Raw genomic sequence first — 16356 nt, forward strand, 5'->3', positions numbered from 1 at the left:
CGGTCGCCTTCCCTCTGTGCCTCCCGGCGTCCGTGGCCCCGGCCCCGGGCACCCCACGCCCTCGCTCAGCCGCGCGCGAGGGCCTCGGCCAGCGCGTCGGCGTCGGTGAGCGGCCGGTCGCACACGAACCCTCGGCACACGTAGGCCGCGGGCGCCCCGTCCACGAGCGGCCGGTCGGCCAGCAGCGGGATGCCGGGGGCGTCCGGCGGGCCGGCGACGTGGACCAGGCCCGGGGAGGTCGAGGCCCGGACGACGGCGAGCATCCGCTCCGCCTCGGGACCGTCGCCGACGACGGCCACCTGCAGCGGTCCGGCGAGCGCGGCCTCGGCCACGGCCAGGGCCCAGCCGGCGAACCGCGGCTCGGACGCGGCGACCGACCCGCACGCGGCGAGCGCGCGGTTCGCAGCCTCCCGGTGGGTCGTCGACCCGGTGAGCGCGGAGTACGTCATGAGGGCCCCGGCGAGGGCCGCGGCGCCCGACGGCTCGGCGTTGTCGCTGCGGCCGGCCGGCCGCGCGAAGAGGGCCGGCGCGTCGTGCGCGGTGTCGTGGGGGGTGCCGTCCGCGTCGACGAAACCGGCGAGCGCGCGGTCGAGCACCTCGCCGGCCCGCGCCAGCCAGCGGGCCTCGCCCGTCGCCTGGTGCAGGGCGAGCAGCCCCTCGGCGAGGTCGCCGTGGTCGTCGAGGACCGCGGGGGCGGCCGAGACCCGGCCGGCGCGGGAGGTGCGGTGGAAGGCGCCGTCGACGAGGTGCGTGGCGAGGACGTGCTCGGCGGCCCGCACGGCGGCGTCGACGAGGTCGGGGCGGCCGAGGACGCTGCCCGCGTCGGCGAGGCCCGCGATCGCCAGCCCGTTCCAGGCCGTGACGACCTTGTCGTCGCGCGCCGGCTGCGGGCGGGAGGTGCGGGCCTCGAGCAGCCGGGCCCGGGCGTCGTCCCACCACGCCGGGTCGTCGGGGTCGCGCGGCAGCTGCAGCGTGGAGCTGCCGTGCTCGAAGGTTCCGGCGTCCGTCACCGCGAGCAGCTCGGCGGCGCGGGCCCCGTCGTCCGGGCCGAGGACGTCGACGAGCTGCGCCGGCGTCCACGCGTACGTGAGGCCCTCGTGGGAGGCGCCGTCGACGACGGTGTCGGCGTCGAGCGCGGACGCGAACGCGCCCTCGGGGGTGCCGAGGTCGCGGACGAGGAAGTCGGCGGTCTCCTCGGCGACCCGACGGGCGAGGGGGTCGCCGGTCGTCCGCCACAGGTGGGCGTAGACGCGGACGAGGAGCGCGTTGTCGTAGAGCATCTTCTCGAAGTGCGGGACGACCCAGGCGGCGTCCACGGAGTACCGCGCAAACCCGCCGGCGAGCTGGTCGTACATCCCGCCGCGGGCCATCCGCTCCCCGGTGTGCAGCGCCATCGCGAGGGCGTCGGACGAGCCGGTGCGCGCGTGGTGGCGCAGGAGGAAGCCGAGGACCATCGACGGCGGGAACTTGGGGGCGCCGCCGAACCCGCCGCGCGCCTCGTCGTACTGGCTGCGCAGGCGCACGACGGCGGCGTCGAGGACCTCGACGGGCACCGGCGCCGGAGCCGGCGGGCCCGTGACGTCGCGCAGCCGCTGCGCGACGTGCGCCCCGGAGGTCATCACCTGCTCGCGCTGCTCGCTCCAGACCCGGGCGGCCTTGTCCAGCAGGGCGAGGAAGTGCTCGCGCGGCAGGTACGTGCCGGCGAAGAACGGGTCGCCGTCGGGCGTGAGGAGGCACGTCATCGGCCAGCCGCCCTGCCCGGTCAGCGCCGTCGTCGCCGCCATGTACGCGGAGTCGACGTCGGGGCGCTCCTCGCGGTCGACCTTGACGGCGACGAAGCCCTCGGCGAGGACGCGGGCGACCTCCTCGTCCTCGAAGGACTCGTGGGCCATGACGTGGCACCAGTGGCAGGCGGCGTAGCCGACCGACAGCAGGATCGGGACGTCGCGGCGGCGCGCCTCGGCGAAGGCCTCCTCGCCCCACTCCCGCCAGTCGACGGGGTTGTCGGCGTGCTGCAGGAGGTAGGGGGAGAGGGAGGCCGCGAGCCGGTTCGCCATCACCCCACCGTACGGCCGGGGCGCCCTGCCGTTGACCGGACCACCGCCGTGGGAGGAGCATCCCCACCAGCCGCCCGCACGGGTGTCGGGGACGGAGCAGCGATGACGGGGGAGACGCGGACCGCGGTCCGGCCGGCACGGATGGTGCTGGCGGCCGCGCTCGCCGGCGGTGTCGTGGGCGTCGTGCTGACGGTCGAGGCCGGGGCCACCCTCGGGCGCGGCGACCGGTCGACCGTCGAGCGGGCCACGGTGGACTCGGTCGAGGACGGCACCGGGGTCGTGTGCCTGCGGCGCGACGACGGTGACGTCGTCGACTGCCATCCCTCCGCCGTCCCGGGGCTGCGGGCCGGCGACCTCGTCGACTACGTGCTGACCCCGGCAGCCGTGGACGCGTCGCAGCCCGGCAGCGGCACCGTCGACGTCATCACCTGGGCACGTCGTCGGGCCGGCGCTGGGCGGCGGTGACGAGGTCGTGCAGGCATGCTGGAGGCGAACACCGCCGACTGCCGATCGAGGAGACCCCCGTGCCCAAGGCCCCGATGCCCCAAGACGTCGCCGAGCTCTTCCGCCGGCCCAACCCGGCGGTCGTCGCGGTCCTGCGGCCGGACGGCTCCCCGATGTCCGTCGCGACCTGGTACCTCCTCGAGGACGACGGCACCGTCCTGCTCAACATGGACGCGGAGCGGGCGCGCGTGGCGTGGATGCGCGAGCGGCCCGAGGTCGCGCTCACCGCCCTCGAGGAGGGCAACTGGTACACGCACGTGAGCATCCGGGGCCGCATCGTGCGATGGGAGGAGGACCCGGAGCGGGCGATGGCGGACATCGACCGGCTCTCGAACCTCTACGGCGGGCAGGACTACCGGGTGCGCGACCGCCGGCGGATCAGCTGCTGGGTCGAGGTCAGCCACTGGCACGGCTGGGGCGGGGCCAAGGCCGACCGATAGGCCACGCGCCCTGACGGGGACACCGCGCTCGGGCCCTGCCGGGCCGCGGTGACGAGGCGCGACCACGCGGACGTCACCGGACCGGTCCACAGCCACCAGTAGGCCAGCCCCGCGGCGGTGCCGAGGACGAGCCCGAGGACGGGTCCGTGCTCGGGCAGGCCCCACGTCCACTGGAGCACCTGCCAGTGGGCGACGTAGACGAACAGCGAGGCCGACGCGAGCACGCGCGCCACGGGCACGACGGGCCCGGGCAGCCGGACGGTGGGGACCCAGAGCAGGGCGAGGACGCACGCGAGGGTCAGCCCGTCGCGGGACGGGTTGCCGGAGAACGTCATCACCATCGCGGCGGACAGGGCCGACAGGGCGAGCCGCTGCCCGACGGAGGTCGCGCGGGCCAGCGCCCAGCCGAGCAGGACGAGGTGCAGGACGACGAGCGCGGCGCCCTGCATCCGCGGGGTCGGCAGGTCGAGCACCGGCAGGCGGAATGCGACGAACGCGGTGACGGAGAGCCCGACCGGCAGCAGCAGGGGGTGACGCCGGTCCAGGGCCGTGACCCGGGGCAGGCGCACGAGCAGGCCGATGCCGACGAGCGCGACGAGCAGCGCCTCGACGAACCAGAAGCGCCACGGTGGCCCCAGGTGCTCGGCGCCGAGCGCCCAGTTGAGGAGGACGAGGTTGCGCGGGGCATAGAGGCCGAGGAGGAAGTGCGCGGCCCAGACGACGACGAGCGTCGGGACGGCCATCCGCAGGGCCGCACCGAGCAGCCCGCGGCTGCGCTCGCGGGGGTCGTCGGACGCGAGCTGGAAGCGCGCCAGCTGGTACCCGGCGACGACGAGGAGCGCGTTGGCGCTGCCCTGCAGGGTGAACAGGTGGGTGTGCGTCCCGACGACCAGGACGATGGCCAGCGCCCGCAGCGCCACGCTCGTCTCGACGGTGCGCCAGCGGGGGAGGCGCAGCCCCCCGGAGCGGACCGGGCTGCGGCGCACCGCGTCCAGCTCGGCGACGGTCATCAGGTGCCAGCCGCGCGGCAGGTGGCCGAGCAGCTCCTCGAGCCGGACGGAGACCTCGACGAAGGAGAGCGAGTCGCCGCCGAGCGAGGTGAAGGTGCTGCCCGGCCCGACCTCGCGGTGGAGCAGGGCCGCGTACAGCCCGGCCACGCCCGCGTCCGGGGCGGCGGCCGGCTCCGCGGCGTCCGGGGGAGCGGCCAGCCCCAGGACGGCTCGGTGGTCGGGCTTGCCGGAGGGCAGCAGCGGGTGGTCCTCGACCGCGACGACGCGCACCGCGTCGGCCGGGACGCCCGAGGCGAGGACCGCCGACCGCCGGACCCGTTCGCGCGCGGGCGCCGACGACGCCCCGCGGGACGAGAGCGCGAGGAGCCCGTCGCGCCCGGCGACCCGCACGTCGTGCCCGTCGGCGCGCAGGCGTCGCTCGACGGTGTCGAGGTCGACCCGGTGGCCGAGCACCTTGACGAAGCGCGCCCGCCGACCCGTGACGCGCAGCAGCCCGTCGGGCGTGACCTCGCCGAGGTCCCCCGTGCGCAGCTCGTCGACCGTGCGGCCGAGCGCGAGGTCGGCCGGGGTCTCGGCGTAGCCGAGCATGACGTTGGGGCCGCCGTAGACGATCTCGCCGTCGTCGATGCGCACCGACCCACCGGCCACCGGCGTGCCGACGCAGTCCGGGTGTGACTCGACGAGATCGGCTGCGAGACACGCCATCCGCGCCGTCGCCTCGCACTGGCCGTACATGACCACGAGGTCGAACCCGCGCTCGCGACCGAGCCGGGCCACGCGTCGCACACGCTCGGGGTCCATCCGGCCGCCGGCCTGGGTCAGCTGCCGCAGCGTCGGCAGCGACCGCTCGGCGAACCCGCTGCGCTCGAGCAGCTCGAAGGTGTGGGGGACGCCCGGGACGGTCGTGACACCGGCCGCGCGGGCCTGCTCCCAGAAGCAGTCGTCGACGACCGAGCGGTCGGTCAGGAGGACGGACGCGCCCGCGTCGAGGTGCGAGAGCAGCACCGAGAGGCCGTAGCAGTAGCTGAGCGGCAGGGTGAGGGCCGCGACGTCGTCGGGGCGCACCCCGAGCGCCGCACGCACCTGGGCGGTGTTGGCGACGAGGTTGCGCTGCGAGAGCCGGACGAGCTTGGGCGAGCCGGTCGAGCCGCTCGTGCTCATGAGCAGCGCGAGCTCGGGGTGCAGGTCGTGGGCGCTGCGCTCGCGGACGACCTCGACCCCGCCGGCCCCGAGGACGACGTCGGGGTCGTAGGCGTCGGCCAGCGCGCGGGCGGGGCGCCCGGGGGCCGACAGCAGGACCACGTGCCCGGCGGCCCGCGCGGCGACGAGCTGGGCGACGCTCGCCACGGTGCTCGAGGCCCGGACGTGCACGAGCGAGCGGCCGCGCGGCAGCAGGGCGACGACCTCGGCGGCGCGCGCCGCGAGGTCGGCGTACGAGAGCGCGCCCTCGGCCGTGTGCAGCGCCGTGCGCCCCCCGAGGGCGGCCATCCGTCCGAGGTCGACGCCGTCCGGCGAGAGCGTCGGCGACGACGTCCCGGGCAGCGGGGCGGTGGCGAGCAGGGTGGGCACGGCGGACAGTCAATAAGGTTAGGCACACCTAACGCAACACGAGATCGTGTGACGGGCCTCGCGGCCGGGGGTGGTCGTGGGCACGGCCATCGCTCCGTTACGCTGGTCCGAGTTAGGCAAGCCTTCCCTACGCACACGGAGGAACCTTCGGTGAGACGCCGGGCCCTGTCCGCCACCGCCGCCGCGCTCGTCGCGCTGCTGGGCCTCGCCGCCTGCGGCGAGAGCACGCTCGAGGCCGGTGACGACCTCGACTCCTCGAAGCTGACGATCTACAGCGCGCAGCACAAGAACCTCACCGAGGAGTGGGGCCAGGAGTTCCAGGAGAAGACCGGCATCGAGGTGCAGGTCCGCTACGGCAACGACTCCTCGATGGGCTCGCAGATCGTCCAGGAGGGCGCGAGCTCGCCGGCCGACGTCTTCCTCACCGAGAACTCCCCGGCGATGACGACCGTCGAGCGGGCCGGGCTGCTCGCCCCGGTCGAGGCCTCCACCCTCGCGCAGGTCGAGCCGGGCTACGCGCCCTCGTCGAAGGACTGGGTCGGCATCGCCGCCCGCTCGACCGTGCTCGTCTACAACCCCTCGAAGATCGCCGAGAAGGACCTCCCGACCTCGCTCATGGACCTCGCCGACCCGAAGTACGCGGGCCAGTGGGGCGCCGCGGCCGGGGGCGCCGACTTCCAGGCCATCGTCTCCGCGGTCCTCGCGACCGAGGGCGAGTCCAAGACCGCCGCCTGGCTCGACGCGCTGAAGAAGAACGCGAAGGTCTACCAGAACAACATCGCGACGATGAAGGCCGTCAACGCCGGGCAGTCCTCGATGGGCGTGATCTACCACTACTACTGGTACCGCGACCAGGCGCTCAACAAGTCGGGCAGCGGCAACACCAAGCTGCACTACTTCAAGAACGAGGACCCGGGCGCCTTCGTCAGCCTCTCCGGCGGCGCCGTGCTCAAGAGCAGCAAGCGGCAGGCCGACGCCCAGAAGTTCCTCGCGTTCGTCACCTCCCAGCAGGGCCAGCAGGCCCTCGGCACGACCGCCTCCAAGGAGTACGCGGTCGGTCGGGACGCCGCCTCCGACGCCGCGCTGCCGCCCCTCGACACCCTCGAGGCGCCGGCCATCGACCCGTTCACGCTCAACGGCCCCGAGGTCATCTCGCTCATGACGAAGGCCGGTCTGCTCTAGGTGTCGACCACCGCGCCCGTCACGACGCCGACCCCCACGCCGGGGTCGGCGTCGACGGCGTCCCCGCGTCGCCGCCGGCCGGGCGCGGGGAGCCCGGGCCTGCGGCTCGGCGCCGCGCTCGTCGCCCTCGTCTGCCTCCTGCCGCTGGCCGTCGTGGCCCTCAAGGCGTTCGAGGCCGGGCCCTCCGAGGTCGCCGCGCTCCTCTTCCGCCCGCGCGTCGGCGAGCTGATGCGCAACACCCTCGCGCTCGTCGCCCTGACCGGCACCCTGGCCACGGTCCTCGGCGTCGGTGCGGCGTGGCTCGTCGAGCGCACGAGCCTGCCGCTCGCCGGCCTCTGGCGGGTCCTGTTCGTCGCGCCGCTGGCCATCCCCGCGTTCGTCAACAGCTTCGCCTGGTCGACCGTCCTCCCGGGTCTCGAGGGCCTCTGGGGCGCCGTCCTCGTGACGACGCTGTCGTACTTCCCGTTCGTCTTCCTGCCGGTGGCGGCGATGCTGCGCTCCGCCGACCCCGGGCTCGAGGAGGCCGCGCGCGCCCTCGGCCTCGGCCCGTGGCGCACCGCGGCCAAGGTCGGTCTGGCACAGGTGCGCCCGGCGCTGCTCGGCGGCGTGCTGCTCGTCGCCCTGCACCTCCTCTCGGAGTTCGGCGCCCTCGAGATGCTCCGCTTCCCGACCTTCACGACGGCGATCCTCGACCAGTTCGACGTCGCCTTCGACAGCCGCTCGGGCAGCGTCCTCGCCCTCGTCCTCGTCGGCCTCGCCGTCGCGCTGCTCACCGTCGAGCTCCTCGCCCGCGGTCGCACCCGGTACGTCCGGGTCGGCTCGGGCGCGGCCCGCCGCCCGGCGCGCGCGCGGCTCGGCCGGGCGACGCCGCTCGCGCTGCTCGCCGTCATCGCGCTCGCCGTCCTCGCGGTCGGGGTCCCCGCGTGGGTCACGGGCTCCTGGCTCACCCGCCCCGAGGAGGCGCTCGAGCCGACGGTGCTCTGGCCCGCCCTCTGGTCGACGGTCCGGCTGGCCCTCGTCGCGGCGATCGTGACGACCCTCGCCACGCTGCCCGCCGCGTGGCTGCTGGCCCGGCGCCGGACGTGGTTCGGCGTCCTCGTCGAGCGGGTCAGCTACCTCGCGTCGTCGGTGCCGGGCGTCGTCGTCGCGCTCGCGCTCATCACCCTCTCGATCACCTGGGCGCGCTCGCTCTACCAGACCTCCGCGGTGCTCGTCCTCGCCTACGTCGTGCTCTTCATCCCGCGGGCGATGGTCTCGACGCGCGCCGCCGTCGCCGCCGTGCCGCCCGAGCTCGCCGACGCCGCGCGCTCGCTCGGCGACGGGCCGCTGCGCACCTTCGTCCGGGTCCAGCTGCCGCTCATGCTGCGCGGCACCCTGGCCGGGACGGCCCTGGTCGCCATCGCCGTGTCGACCGAGCTCACCGCGACCCTCCTGCTCGCCCCGACCGGCACCCAGACCCTCTCCACCGCGTTCTGGGAGGCGAGCGCCTCCCTCGACTACGCGGCCGCGGCGCCGTACGCTGCCGCGCTGGTCCTCCTGTCCGCACCCCTGACCTGGCTGCTGCTGCGCAGCGGCCCCGAGGAGCACACCCCGTGACCGCTCTGCGCCTCACCGGCATCACCGCGTCGCACCCGCGCACCCCGGTGCTGCACGGCATCGACCTCACCGTCGCGTCCGGGACGACGACGGCGGTCCTCGGGCCCTCGGGCTGCGGCAAGACGACCCTGCTGCGGGTCGTCGCGGGGTTCATGCGGCCCGAGGCGGGGGAGGTGCGCATCGGCGACGAGCTCGTGGCCGGCCCCGGCACCTGGGTGCCCCCGGAGAAGCGCGGGTTCGGGTACGTCGCCCAGGAGGGCAACCTCTTCCCGCACCTCGACGTCGCGGCCAACCTCTCCTACGGGCTGCCGCGCCGTGAGCGCCGGGCGCGCGAGCGGGTCGCCGAGCTCCTCGAGCTCGTGGGCCTGCCCGCCGGGACCGCCTCCCGCCGCCCCGACCAGCTCTCCGGCGGCCAGCAGCAGCGCGTGGCGCTCGCCCGGGCGCTGGCCCGCCGCCCCCGCGTCGTGCTCCTCGACGAGCCCTTCTCGGCCCTGGACCCCGAGCTGCGCGCCGCCACCCGTGAGGCCGTCGCCGCCGCGCTGGCCCACGAGGGCGCGACCGTCGTCCTCGTCACGCACGACCAGGCCGAGGCGCTCTCGTTCGCCGACGAGGTCGCGGTCATGCACGAGGGCCGGCTCAGCCAGGTCGGCGCGCCGTCGACCGTGTACCGCTCGCCGGCCGACCGCCGCTCCGCGCTCTCGCTCGGTGAGGCCTGCTTCCTGCCCGGGACGCTGGAGGCCGGGGTCGTGCGCTGCGCGCTCGGCGACCTGCCGGCCGACCGCCGGGCGGCGGCCGGCCCGGTCGAGGTGATGATCCGCCCCGAGCAGCTGCGCCTGGCCGACCCCGGGACCGCCACCTCGGCCCCCACCGGCGAGGTGCGCCACGTCGCGTACTTCGGCCACGACGCGCTCGTCGAGGTGCACCTGGACACCGCCGACGTGCTCGTGCGCGCGCGGACCTCGCACACGCCGCCGCCCCCCGTGGGCGCACGGGTCGAGGTGACCGTCGACGGCCCGCCGCACCTCCTCGCGGCCGGTAGCGCCACCGGCTGACCGGACACGATCCGGACACCGACCCATCCGGTCGGGCGGTCGGCTCCGAACGTTCGGTACCCGCGCCACCCGATCCCCCTGCGGGCACGACGACGTGTCCGGTCGGTGGGTGCAGGAAGGACCGTCGATGACGACCGCCCCGACCTCCCGCACCTCCTCGTCCGCCGCCGAGGGGCCACCGGACCGCCCCGGCGTCAGCCGGCGCCGCCTCATCGGCTGGGTCCTCGCGAGCGGCACCCTGGCCGTCGCGGCCGACCTGTCGACCGGCGCCCCGAGCGCGTCCGCCGCGGTCCCCAGCCCGCCGCAGGTGCCCGAGCTCTTCGACCTCGGTGACCTGCAGACGAACTCGGCGCTGCCCACCTCGCAGCTCATCCGGATCGACCTCGACGAGGACGGCATCGCCCACTTCGCGATCCCGCGGATGGAGGTCGGCCAGGGCATCACGACGGCCGCGGCGATGATCATCGCCGAGGAGCTCGACCTGCCCGTCGACCGCGTCCGGGTCACGCTCGCACCGGCCCGACCGGAGCTGGTCTTCAACCAGCTGACCGGCGGCTCGAACACGATGCAGTCGATGTTCACGCCGATCCGCGTCGCCGCCGCCACGGCCCGCGGCGCCCTCCTGCGGGCCGCCGCCACCGAGCTCGGCGCCCAGCTCTCGGCGCTCACCGCGAAGGCCGGCGTCGTCACCGCGCCGACCGGGGCGAGCCTCACGTACGGGCAGCTGGCCACCCTCGCCGCGAGCACCGAGGACGTCGCGGTCGAGGTCTCGCTGACGCCGCGCCGGGAGTTCTCGGTCATCGGCACCTCGTACGGCCGCGACGACGCGGTCGCCGCCGTCACCGGCCGCAAGCAGTTCACGATGGACCTCTTCGTCGAGGGCGCGCTGCCGACGATGGTCTGCCGCCCGCCGACCCTCAACGGCTCGCCGCGCGCGGTGCTCAACCTGGCCACCGTGCGCGCGATGCCGGGCGTCACCGACGTCGTCACCGTCGACACCGGCGTCGCCGTGCGCGCCGCGACCTTCGGGCAGTGCATCGACGCCGTCCGCGCGCTCGACGTGCAGTGGAACGGCGGGCCGGTCGACGGTGAGGACGACGAGTCGGTCCTCGCCGAGCTGCGCCGTGCCGAGCTGCCGATGGTCGTGCCCAAGGTGCCGATCCTCGCGAGCACGCTCGACCTGCGGTTCGAGTTCATGTTCCGCAGCAGCGCTGCGCTGGAGCCGAACTGCGCCATCGCGGACGTGCGCTCCGACGGCGCGACGGTCTGGGCCGGGCTCAAGGCACCGCTCGTCGCGCAGCGCAACGTGGCCCGTGCGGTCGGCCTGCCGATCTCGAAGGTCACCGTCAACGTCGTCACGGGTGGAGGCTCGTTCGGGCACAAGCTGTTCGGCGACGCGGCCATCGAGGCGGCCAAGATCTCGAAGGCGATGGGCAAGCCGGTCAAGCTCATGTGGCACCGCGCCGACGAGCCGCGCCAGGGGCGCACGCACCCGATGGCGACCTCCCGCGTGCGCGCGACGATGCTCGCGGGCCAGGTGCTGACCTTCGAGCAGCGGCACACCAGCGTCGTCACCGACTTCGGTCACGGGCTGGGGGAGCGGCTGACCGCCCTCGCCGCCGAGCTGCCCGCCAACCTCGGCGGGCTCAGCCTGTCGCAGTCGATCTTCACGCTGACGCAGGAGCTGCCGTACAACTTCGGCGTCGTCACGCAGCTGCTCAACGAGGTCGACACCCGGTTCAACACCGGCAGCATGCGCAACATCTACAGCCCGGACGTCGCGTGCGCCAACGAGCTCGCGGTGGACCAGATCGCCAAGCGGCTCGGCAAGGACCCGTACGCGTTCCGGATGTCCTTCCTCAAGAACGCCAAGGCCAAGCGGTGCCTCGAGGCGGTGGCGAAGGCGGGCGGCTGGGGCCGGTCCCTGCCGAAGGGCGTGACCCAGGGCATCGCCGTCCACACCGAGTACAAGGGCGCGACCGCCGTGCTCGTCGAGCTCGACACCCGCCCCGAGACCGTGAACCGGACCATCCGCGAGGCCGTCACCGGTCCGCGGGTCACCAAGGCGGTCATCGCCGTCGACGCCGGCCTCGTCGTCAACCCGCGCGGACTGGAGGCCCAGATGATGGGCGGCGTCGCCGACGGCATCGCGCTCGCCCTCACGAGCAGCAACCACCTCAAGGACGGGCACTTCCTCGAGGCGAGCTGGGACAACTACTTCTACACGCGGCAGTGGAACGTGCCGCCGGAGTTCCGGTGCCTCGTCATGCCCTCCGACGAGGAGCTGCCCGGTGGCGCCGGCGAGGCCGGGGTCGCAGCCTCGGTCGCCGCCGTCGCGTGCGCCTACGCCCGCGCGACGGGCAAGGTCCCGACCCGCTTCCCGGTCAACCACGGGACGGTCTCCTTCACCCCGAAGAGCTTCGTCCCGCCCGTGCCCGCGTCCCCCACCGACGGCCTGTCGTACACCTCCTGAGGAGCCAGCCATGCCCCAGCACACCTTCCTCGTCAACGGCGAGCGGGTCACGGTCGACGTGGCCGACGACGTCCGCCTCCTCTGGGTCCTCCGGGACGTCCTGCGCCTCACCGGGCCCAAGTACGGGTGCGGCATCAACGTCTGCAAGGCGTGCACCTCGCACGTCAACGGCAAGGCGTTCAACCCGTGCTCCGTCCGGGTCGCCGACCTCGGCCCGGACGACGAGGTGACGACCATCGAGGGCCTCGCCGACACCGTCGACGCCGACCTGCACCCCATGCAGCAGGCCTGGGTCGAGCACGACGTCGCCCAGTGCGGCTACTGCCAGCCCGGCCAGATCATGGCCGCGGTCGCGCTCGTGCGCCGCGTGCGGGCCGAGGGACGCGCCATCACCGACGCCGACCTCGACGGCATCCGCAACATCTGCCGCTGCGGCACCTACAACCGCATCCGCGAGGCGATCCGGGACGGCGCCGAGCGGATGTGACCCCCGTCCGTGGGTCGTGCCGTCGCGAGGGGGCGGCGCGACCCACGGTCACTCGTCGAGGGCCTTGTGGAGGGCGATGCACGCGGTGACGGCCTCCTCGCCCTCGAGCGCGCTGGCCCAGCTGACCTCGACGCCGGCGCGCAGCAGCGTCCACGCGCGGGCCTCGTCGGGGTCGACGCCCGCCGCCTCGGCGGTCACCTCCAGCCGCCGGCGCACCGACCAGCGGAAGGCCGAGCCGGTCCCCATCTCCTCGAACCGGTTGCGCAGCACCGGCCACAGGTCGAAGCCGGGGTGCCCCGCGACCGGCTTCGGGTCGATGGCGGTCCAGCCGCCCGACGGGTGGTGCAGGACGTTCTCGTAGTGCAGGTCGGTGTGCAGCAGAAGCTCCGGGGCGTCGGGCAGCAGCTCGCGGGCCAGCCCGAGCGTGCGGGTCGCGAGCCGACGGGGGACCGCCGGGCGCGCGGCCATCCGCTCGAGGTGCGGCTCGAGGTAGGGGCCGATGCGGGGCACCTGCGGCGGGGCCGCGACGTGCAGCCGGCGCAGCAGGCCGCCGACGACCGCGCACGCCTCCTCGTCCCACGTGTCCGTGAGGTCGGTGCGCTCGAGCCGCTCCAGCAGCAGCAGGCCGTCCGACGGCAGCGCCGCGACGAGGCGGACCGCGCCCGCACCGGCCCAGGTCCGCAGGGCCAGGTGCTCGTGCGCCCCCTCGGGGTGGGGCCAGCCGACCTTGAGCGCGAGGCGCTCGCCGCCCCGGCGCACCGGCAGCAAGAGGGCCGTCCACCCGGTGCCGGCGGGCCCGTCGTCGAGGACGAGGTCCCAGCGCTCCAGCGCCCGCGCGACGAGGTGGGGGACCTGCGCGAGCCAGTCGGCGCCGGTCGGGCCGCCGTCGGCGGGGTAGGTCGCCACGCGGGCCGCCCACTCCGGCGGGAGGTCGACGTCGCTCACGCGAGCCCCGGGAACGGCACGAGCGCGCCACCCCACCGGTGGACCTCGACCTCGACGGCGCCCAGCCAGCGCGCACCCGCCGCGAGGCCGGTGGCCGGGTCGGACGCGACGACGTCGGCCAGGGCCGCGCCGAGCGCGGTGCGGGCGTCGGCCGTGGCCCGGGCGGCGAGGCGGTCGACGTCGGCGCCGGTGCGCACGGCGAAGGGGAGCGGGTACCCGAGCGCGGGCGGCGGCTGGTCGGGGCGGGTGGCGTCGTCCCGCAGGCCGCGCAGGACGCCCAGGGTGACGACCGCCCGGTCACGCCGGGCGCCCTCGGCGCGGGCCGCCGCGACCTCGAGGAGGTAGCAGGCGCGCCCGAGCGCGTCGGCGACGGCGGCGGCCCCGTCACCGCCGGGCGGCACGCCGGGGACGGTCGCGGGGTCGCCGAGCAGCGCGGCGGCGGCGACACGCTGGGCGTGCAGCGCCGCGAGCGTCGGCAGCAGGGCCGCGGGGGCGGCCGCGAACGACGGGCCCGCCTGCGCGGCGGCCGACTCCTCGGCCGCGAGGTCGTCCCGGAGACGGCGCGGGTCCGCGGCCGACGAGGGCGTGGGGGAGGGGGACGGGGAGGCCGCGGGGTCGAGCGCGGAGGCCGGGACGCCGGCCCGCAGCAGCGTCGTGCGCAGCACCGTCACCTGGCGCCGGTGGAGGGTCGCGAGCTCGGTGCCCAGGTCGTCACCGAGGGCGTCCGCCCGGGCCGCCAGCAGCGCGGTGTCGCGGGTCAGGGCCACGAGGAGGTCCTGGGCCGGCAGCGGCCGACGGGTCGGGACGAGGGGGAGGCGCGGGGCGTCGTCCTCGAGGCGGATGCCGCATCCCGTGAGCGCCCCCAGGAGGACGGTCCCGGTGCCGGCGAGCAGCAGGCGCCGCCCCGGACGCCGGGGGTCGTCGTCCGGCACCGCGCCATCATGCCACGGTGCGAGCACGCCTCACGGGGCCCTAGAGTGGTGACCCCGGCGCGAGCCGGGACGAGAACTGCACAGGGAGAGGAGACCGGCGTCATGGCCACCGCGGACAGCGTCCGACCCGTCCTCGAGCAGGGCCTGGCCGGGCACGGCCTCGTCCTCGAGGACGTCACCGTCACGCCGGCCGGCAAGCGCCGCGTCGTGCGCGTCCTGCTCGACCGCGACCTCGGTGGCGTCGACCGGGTCACCGAGCCCACGCCGCCCCTCTCCCTCGACGAGGTCGCCGACGCGACCCGCGCCGTCGGCGACGCCCTCGACGCCAGCGACGCCATGGGCGAGCAGCCCTACACCCTCGAGGTCTCCTCGCCCGGGGTCGGTCGCCCGCTCACCCTCCCGCGCCACTTCCTGCGCAACGTCGGCCGCCTCGTCACCACCCGGACCGCCGACGGCGAGACCACCGGCCGGCTGCTCGCGGCCGACGCCACGGGTCTCACGCTCGAGGTCCCCGCCACCGCCAAGACCCCCGCCCGCACCGTCACGCAGGCCTACCCCGACCTCGACCACGCCGCCGTGCAGGTCGAGTTCTCGCGCCGCGACGACGACCCGAAGGAGAGCTGACCCGTGGACATCGACCTCGCCGCCCTGCGCGCCCTGGAGCGCGAGCGGGGGATCTCGCTCGAGATCATCGTGCCCGCCATCGAGCAGGCCCTGCTGCTGGCCTACCAGCGCACCGAGGGCCACTACCGCACCGCCCGCGCCGAGCTCGACCGCAAGACCGGCCACGTCGTCATCTGGGCCCGCGAGGACCTCGAGGTCCCCGCGCCCGAGGGCGAGGTCGACGAGGAGGGCAACCCCGCGCGCCCGCGCCGCGAGCTCGGCCCCGAGTTCGACGACACCCCGACCGGCTTCGGCCGGGTCGCGGCCTCGACGGCCCGCCAGGTCATCGTCCAGCGGATGCGCGACATCGAGGACGACGCGATCCTCGGCGACTTCAAGGGCCGCGAGGGCGACATCGTCGCCGGCGTCGTCCAGCAGAGCGCCAACCCGCAGCACGTCCTCGTCGACTTCGGCACCGTCGAGGGCATCCTCCCGGCCGCCGAGCAGGTGCCCGGCGAGACCTACCAGCACGGCCAGCGGCTGCGCACCTTCGTCGTGTCGGTCAAGCGCGGCCCGCGCGGCCCGCAGATCGGCCTCTCGCGCACCCACCCCAACCTCGTCCGCAAGCTCTTCGCGCTCGAGGTCCCCGAGATCGCCGACGGCAGCGTCGAGATCGCGGCCCTGGCCCGCGAGGCCGGCCACCGGACGAAGATCGCCGTGCACACGACCGTCCCGGGCCTCAACGCCAAGGGCGCCTGCATCGGCCCGATGGGCGCCCGCGTGCGCGCCGTCATGGCCGAGCTGCAGGGCGAGAAGATCGACATCGTCGACTGGAGCAAGGACTCCCGCGCGTTCATCGCCTCCGCGCTCTCGCCGGCCCGCGTCCAGTCCGTCGAGGTCGTCGACCCGACGCTGCGCGCCGCCCGCGTCGTCGTGCCGGACTACCAGCTCTCGCTGGCCATCGGCCGCGAGGGCCAGAACGCCCGTCTCGCCGCGAAGCTGACCGGCTGGCGCATCGACATCCGGCCCGACACCGACGCCGGCCGCGAGGGGTCCCGGGGTGCCGGCGACACGCCCGGGCCCGCGTAGGCGGTAGACTGGTGCGAACCGACCGGACTGGACTCCGGACGTCGGGACCCGTGCGGACGTGCATCGGGTGCCGGGGGACGGATAGCCGGTCGGCACTCCTGCGAGTGGTACTCGGGCAGGCGGAGCAGGGCCTCGCGGTCCTCCCCGACCCCGGGCGCCGTCGCCCGGGGCGCGGCGCCTGGCTGCACCCGAGCGTCTCGTGTCTCGACCTCGCCGTCCGTCGGCGGGCGTTCGGGCGGGCACTGCGAGCCGGTGCCGCCCCGGACACCACCGAGGTGCGGGCCTGGGTCGAGGGCCTCGAGCAGGAGTGACCGTCAGAAGCACGACAGAACCGGAAGCGGGTTTGAACGCAATGAGCACCCGATGAGTCCTCAGCGATGAGCACCCCCCAGCTGTAACGACGGTCCGCGCCGCCCC

14 protein-coding genes are annotated in these 16356 nt (G+C 75.5%); 10 read left to right on the forward strand and 4 right to left on the reverse strand.

Annotated elements, in window-relative coordinates; all coding sequences use genetic code 11:
• Positions 1-65: 65 nt before the first annotated feature.
• The gene (locus HL663_RS10360; protein ID WP_173028309.1) at positions 66-2057 is read right to left on the reverse strand and encodes a thioredoxin domain-containing protein; all 1992 of its coding nucleotides are present in this window, start codon (positions 2055-2057) and stop codon (positions 66-68) included.
• 102 nt (positions 2058-2159) lie between these two features.
• On the opposite strand from HL663_RS10360, the gene HL663_RS10365 reads away from it, so the two are divergent.
• On the forward strand, positions 2160-2522 hold the full coding sequence (locus HL663_RS10365) for a hypothetical protein (protein ID WP_173028310.1): 363 nt from the start codon (positions 2160-2162) through the stop codon (positions 2520-2522).
• Between the two features lie 59 nt (positions 2523-2581).
• Complete coding sequence (locus tag HL663_RS10370) at positions 2582-3001, forward strand: pyridoxamine 5'-phosphate oxidase family protein (RefSeq protein WP_216842542.1); 420 nt, start codon at positions 2582-2584, stop codon at positions 2999-3001.
• Here HL663_RS10370 and HL663_RS10375 read toward each other — a convergent pair.
• Entirely contained in the window at positions 2914-5580 is a 2667-nt protein-coding gene (locus tag HL663_RS10375) for an AMP-binding protein (protein WP_216842543.1), read from the reverse strand. The two genes, HL663_RS10370 and HL663_RS10375, sit on opposite strands and share 88 nt — an antisense overlap.
• Before the next feature lie 150 nt (positions 5581-5730).
• Here HL663_RS10375 and HL663_RS10380 point away from each other — a divergent pair, with 150 nt between their 5' ends.
• The 5 genes from HL663_RS10380 (at position 5731) to HL663_RS10400 (ending at position 12370) form a co-directional block, all read left to right on the forward strand.
• Complete coding sequence (locus HL663_RS10380; protein WP_173028311.1) at positions 5731-6762, forward strand: extracellular solute-binding protein; 1032 nt, start codon at positions 5731-5733, stop codon at positions 6760-6762.
• Positions 6763-8358, forward strand: coding sequence for an ABC transporter permease (locus HL663_RS10385; protein WP_173028312.1), 1596 nt, complete (start codon positions 6763-6765; stop codon positions 8356-8358).
• On the forward strand, positions 8355-9410 hold the full coding sequence (locus HL663_RS10390; RefSeq protein ID WP_173028313.1) for an ABC transporter ATP-binding protein: 1056 nt from the start codon (positions 8355-8357) through the stop codon (positions 9408-9410). Before HL663_RS10385 ends, HL663_RS10390 begins: the two co-directional genes overlap by 4 nt.
• Positions 9411-9537: 127 nt before the next feature.
• Positions 9538-11883 (forward strand): molybdopterin cofactor-binding domain-containing protein, encoded by a 2346-nt coding sequence (locus HL663_RS10395; protein WP_173028314.1) that lies wholly within the window; start codon positions 9538-9540, stop codon positions 11881-11883.
• 10 nt (positions 11884-11893) lie between these two features.
• Positions 11894-12370 carry a (2Fe-2S)-binding protein gene (locus HL663_RS10400; protein WP_173028315.1) on the forward strand — a complete coding sequence of 159 codons (477 nt, stop codon included), beginning with the start codon at positions 11894-11896 and terminating at the stop codon, positions 12368-12370.
• A 48-nt stretch (positions 12371-12418) separates the two neighbouring features.
• Here HL663_RS10400 and HL663_RS10405 read toward each other — a convergent pair whose 3' ends face one another.
• Together HL663_RS10405 and HL663_RS10410 are read right to left on the reverse strand one after the other, a co-directional pair.
• A complete protein-coding gene (locus tag HL663_RS10405; protein ID WP_173028316.1) occupies positions 12419-13315 on the reverse strand; it encodes an aminoglycoside phosphotransferase family protein in 897 nt (298 codons plus the stop codon).
• Positions 13312-14247, reverse strand: a complete 936-nt coding sequence (locus tag HL663_RS10410) for a DUF4439 domain-containing protein (protein ID WP_173028317.1) — start codon at positions 14245-14247, stop codon at positions 13312-13314. The genes HL663_RS10405 and HL663_RS10410 overlap by 4 nt, the downstream gene beginning before the upstream one ends.
• 102 nt (positions 14248-14349) lie before the next feature.
• Between HL663_RS10410 and rimP the strand changes: the two genes are divergently transcribed.
• From rimP to HL663_RS10425, 3 genes are all read left to right on the forward strand, one after another.
• Complete coding sequence (rimP, locus tag HL663_RS10415; protein WP_173028318.1) at positions 14350-14871, forward strand: ribosome maturation factor RimP; 522 nt, start codon at positions 14350-14352, stop codon at positions 14869-14871.
• Between the two features lie 3 nt (positions 14872-14874).
• Entirely contained in the window at positions 14875-15939 is a 1065-nt protein-coding gene (gene nusA, locus HL663_RS10420; RefSeq protein WP_173028319.1) for a transcription termination factor NusA, read from the forward strand.
• Positions 15940-16043: 104 nt separating this feature from the next.
• Positions 16044-16250, forward strand: a complete 207-nt coding sequence (locus HL663_RS10425; protein WP_286175545.1) for a YlxR family protein — start codon at positions 16044-16046, stop codon at positions 16248-16250.
• Positions 16251-16356: the final 106 nt, after the last annotated feature.

This window comes from Arthrobacter sp. NEB 688, from assembly GCF_013201035.1.
GTDB lineage: Bacteria > Actinomycetota > Actinomycetes > Actinomycetales > Dermatophilaceae > Phycicoccus.

Coding starts and splice junctions, on each gene's coding strand:
- rimP (WP_173028318.1), top strand. CDS start 14,350: ATGGCCACCGCGGACAGCGTCCGACCCGTCCTCGAGCAGGGCCTGGCC.
- HL663_RS10360 (WP_173028309.1), bottom strand. CDS start 2,057: ATGGCGAACCGGCTCGCGGCCTCCCTCTCCCCCTACCTCCTGCAGCAC.
- HL663_RS10395 (WP_173028314.1), top strand. CDS start 9,538: ATGACGACCGCCCCGACCTCCCGCACCTCCTCGTCCGCCGCCGAGGGG.
- HL663_RS10400 (WP_173028315.1), top strand. CDS start 11,894: ATGCCCCAGCACACCTTCCTCGTCAACGGCGAGCGGGTCACGGTCGAC.
- HL663_RS10365 (WP_173028310.1), top strand. CDS start 2,160: ATGACGGGGGAGACGCGGACCGCGGTCCGGCCGGCACGGATGGTGCTG.